This window comes from Pseudomonas sp. AGC41 (genome assembly GCF_057334555.1).
Window position 1 is genome coordinate 8,720 of the sequence record NZ_JBHFJB010000119.1, and the last position, 3,722, is coordinate 12,441.

The 3,722-nt window shown below is 60.4% G+C and carries 2 protein-coding genes; one reads left to right on the forward strand and one right to left on the reverse strand.

The genetic code is table 11. From position 1 onward, the window contains the following. Positions 1-69: 69 nt before the first annotated feature. Positions 70-540 carry a DUF1289 domain-containing protein gene (locus ACE04F_RS21190; RefSeq protein ID WP_486109746.1) on the reverse strand — a complete coding sequence of 157 codons (471 nt, stop codon included), beginning with the start codon at positions 538-540 and terminating at the stop codon, positions 70-72. A gap of 407 nt (positions 541-947) precedes the next feature. Between ACE04F_RS21190 and acnB the strand changes: the two genes are divergently transcribed. After that, positions 948-3,557 carry a bifunctional aconitate hydratase 2/2-methylisocitrate dehydratase gene (gene acnB / locus ACE04F_RS21195; protein WP_030142650.1) on the forward strand — a complete coding sequence of 870 codons (2,610 nt, stop codon included), beginning with the start codon at positions 948-950 and terminating at the stop codon, positions 3,555-3,557. Positions 3,558-3,722: the final 165 nt, after the last annotated feature.

The window sequence follows — 3,722 nt, forward strand, 5'->3', positions numbered from 1 at the left end:
CCCCCCCCCCCCCCACAAAAGCTACCTGGTCCAGAAACTAAAAGCGCCCTTGCCACACATGAGAGCCTGTCAGCCGCCGATCGCATCCTTGAGAAACCCCGGCGCGATGTAGCGTTGGTAATGCGCTTCGGACAGGAGGAAAAATTCCCGATCAATGGCATCGCGCAGATCCGGCAGCTCCCAATCGCGGAACTCCGGTAGCAGCACCATGCCGTACGCTTCCAGATTGTTGATCACCCGCGCTCCACGGGCGATCAACTGGTAGGCCCAGCAATATTCGGACTGATGCGGCACGAAGCGGATCTTGCGCGCTTCCAGTTGCTGGCGCAGCAAAGCCGGGTCGAAAACCTCCAGCTTGGCCACCATCACCTGCACCAGCAATTGCTCGAGCCGCAACCACACCGCACGTTTTTCTTCCTCGTTGTAGCCGTTCCAGTGAATCACTTCATGGTGGAACCGCTTGCAGCCACGGCAGACCAGGTCACCGTAGACAGTGGAGCAGAGGCCGACGCAGGGGGTCTTGATGAGATGGTTGGGCATAAGGTAACGCACACGCAAAAACAGGACAGGCGGGCATGTTAGCCCTTTGTCTAAGATTGATCACCCCTCAAACCTGGAAGCCCAACTTACCTTTAATATTTTTTTCCCGTAGAATCAGCCAGCCTTTTAAGGCGCCAATGTCCGTTAGAAGCTGTTTTCAAAGCGTCACGAGCACAGTCGTTCCTTCAGAGCGGTGTTGGCGAAGGGTCTTTCCAGCGGGGAAAGCCCAACGCCAACCCTCATCAGCTCCCGTTCTGCAGGCGTAAAACTTTGAAAGCAGCTTCTGTGAGGAACTCCGGCAACTCTGGCGTGGAGGCCCAAAAAGCCCCCTGACGCGCATGAGTGCCGTGAGTTTCTGGATGAGCGTCCCGGACACCCATTTGGGACCACTGATGAGGGTAATAACTGTGCTTGAAGCCTACCGCAAACATATCGAAGAGCGTGCAGCCCTGGGTATCGTTCCCCAGCCGCTTAACGCCGAACAAACTGCAGGCCTGATCGAGCTGCTGAAAAATCCTCCGGCGGGCGAAGAAGCTTTCCTCGTTGACCTGATCACCAATCGCGTTCCGCCAGGCGTCGACGAAGCCGCCTACGTCAAGGCCGGCTTCCTGTCCGCCCTGGCCAAGGGCCAGGCCCAATCCCCTCTGCTGGACAAGAAGCGCGCCGTCGAACTGCTCGGCACCATGCAGGGCGGCTACAACATCGTGACCCTGGTCGAGCTGCTGGACGACGCCGAGCTGGCGCCAGTCGCCGCCGAAGAACTCAAGCACACCCTGCTGATGTTCGATGCGTTCCACGACGTGGCTGAAAAAGCCAAGAACGGTAACGTTCATGCCAAGGCCGTATTGCAATCCTGGGCTGACGGTGAGTGGTTCAAGAAGCGCCCGGTGCTGGCCGACAAGATCAGCCTGCGCGTGTTCAAGGTCACCGGCGAAACCAACACCGACGACCTGTCCCCTGCCCCCGACGCCTGGTCGCGCCCGGACATCCCGCTGCACGCCCTGGCCATGCTGAAAATGGCCCGTGACGGCATCGTTCCGGACGAGCAAGGCAAGACCGGCCCGATGAAGCAGATCGAAGAAATGCGCGGCCAGGGCTTCCCGATCGCCTACGTCGGCGACGTGGTCGGTACCGGTTCCTCGCGTAAATCGGCGACCAACTCGGTGCTGTGGTTCTTCGGCGACGACATCCCGTACGTGCCGAACAAGCGCGCTGGTGGTTTCTGCTTCGGCAGCAAGATTGCCCCGATCTTCTACAACACCATGGAAGATGCCGGCGCACTGCCCATCGAGTTCGACGTGTCGAACATGAACATGGGCGACGTGATCGACCTGTACCCGCACGCCGGCAAGGTCTGCAAGCACGGTACCGACGAAGTCATCACCACTTTTGAAATGAAGACTCCGGTGCTGTTGGACGAAGTCCGCGCTGGCGGCCGTATTCCGCTGATCATCGGCCGTGGCCTGACCGAGAAGGCTCGCGCCGAGCTGGGCCTGCCACCGTTCGACCTGTTCAAGAAGCCTGAAGCGCCAGCCGAAAGCACCAAGGGTTTCACCCTGGCGCAGAAGATGGTCGGCAAGGCTTGCGGCCTCGCCGAAGGCCAAGGCGTGCGCCCTGGCACCTACTGCGAACCGAAAATGACCACCGTGGGTTCCCAGGACACCACCGGTCCAATGACCCGTGACGAACTGAAAGACCTGGCGTGCCTGGGCTTCTCGGCTGACCTGGTGATGCAGTCCTTCTGCCACACCGCGGCCTATCCGAAGCCGATCGACGTCACCACCCACCACACCCTGCCTGACTTCATCATGACCCGCGGCGGCGTTTCCCTGCGTCCGGGCGACGGCATCATCCACTCGTGGCTGAACCGCATGCTGCTGCCAGACACCGTGGGTACCGGTGGCGACTCGCACACCCGCTTCCCGATGGGCATCTCGTTCCCGGCCGGTTCCGGCCTGGTCGCGTTCGCCGCTGCCACCGGCGTGATGCCGCTGGACATGCCGGAATCGATCCTCGTGCGCTTCAAAGGCAAGATGAAACCTGGCATCACCCTGCGTGACCTGGTCCATGCCATTCCGTACTTCGCTATCCAGAACGGTCTGCTGACTGTCGAGAAGAAGGGCAAGAAAAACGCCTTCTCCGGCCGCATCCTGGAAATCGAAGGTCTGGAAGGCTTGACTCTGGAACAGGCGTTCGAACTGTCCGACGCCTCGGCCGAACGTTCGGCTGCCGGTTGCACCATCAAGCTGTCGAAAGAGTCGATCACCGAGTACCTGCAGTCCAACATCACCCTGCTGCGCTGGATGATCGGCGAAGGCTACGGCGATGCACGTACCCTGGAACGTCGCGCCCAAGCGATGGAAGCCTGGATCGCCGACCCGCAACTGATGGAAGCCGACGCCGACGCCGAATACGCCGAGGTCATCGAAATCGACCTGGCCGACATCAGCGAGCCTGTGCTCTGCGCGCCGAACGATCCGGACGACGCCCGTCTGCTGTCCAGCGTTGCTGGCGAGAAGATCGACGAAGTGTTCATCGGTTCGTGCATGACCAACATCGGTCACTTCCGCGCCGCCGGTAAACTGCTGGACCAGGTCAAAGGTCAGCTGCCAACCCGTCTGTGGCTGTCGCCGCCGACCAAGATGGACGCTCACCAACTGACCGAAGAAGGCTACTACGGCATCTACGGCAAGGCCGGTGCACGGATGGAAATGCCAGGCTGCTCGCTGTGCATGGGTAACCAGGCACGCGTCGAGCCGAACGCCACCGTGGTGTCGACTTCGACCCGTAACTTCCCGAACCGTCTGGGTGACGGCGCGAATGTCTACCTGGCTTCGGCTGAGTTGGCATCCGTGGCGTCCATCCTGGGTCGCCTGCCGACCGTCGAGGAGTACATGGAATACGCCGGCAAGATCGACAGCATGGCAGCGGACGTATACCGCTACCTGAGCTTCGATCAGATCGCCGAGTTCCGTGAAGCGGCTGCGAACGCCAATATCCCGGTCGTTCAAGCGTAAAGCTTAAAACGCAGCACAAAAAACGCCGCCCTTCTTGCGAGGGGCGGCGTTTTTTTATGCCTAGGATTCAGATGCGAGCTGACAGACCGCTATCGCGAGCAAGCTCGCTCCCACCTTGGACTGCGGATGGACGCAGATCCCCGAACATCTTGCCCTCTGTGGGAG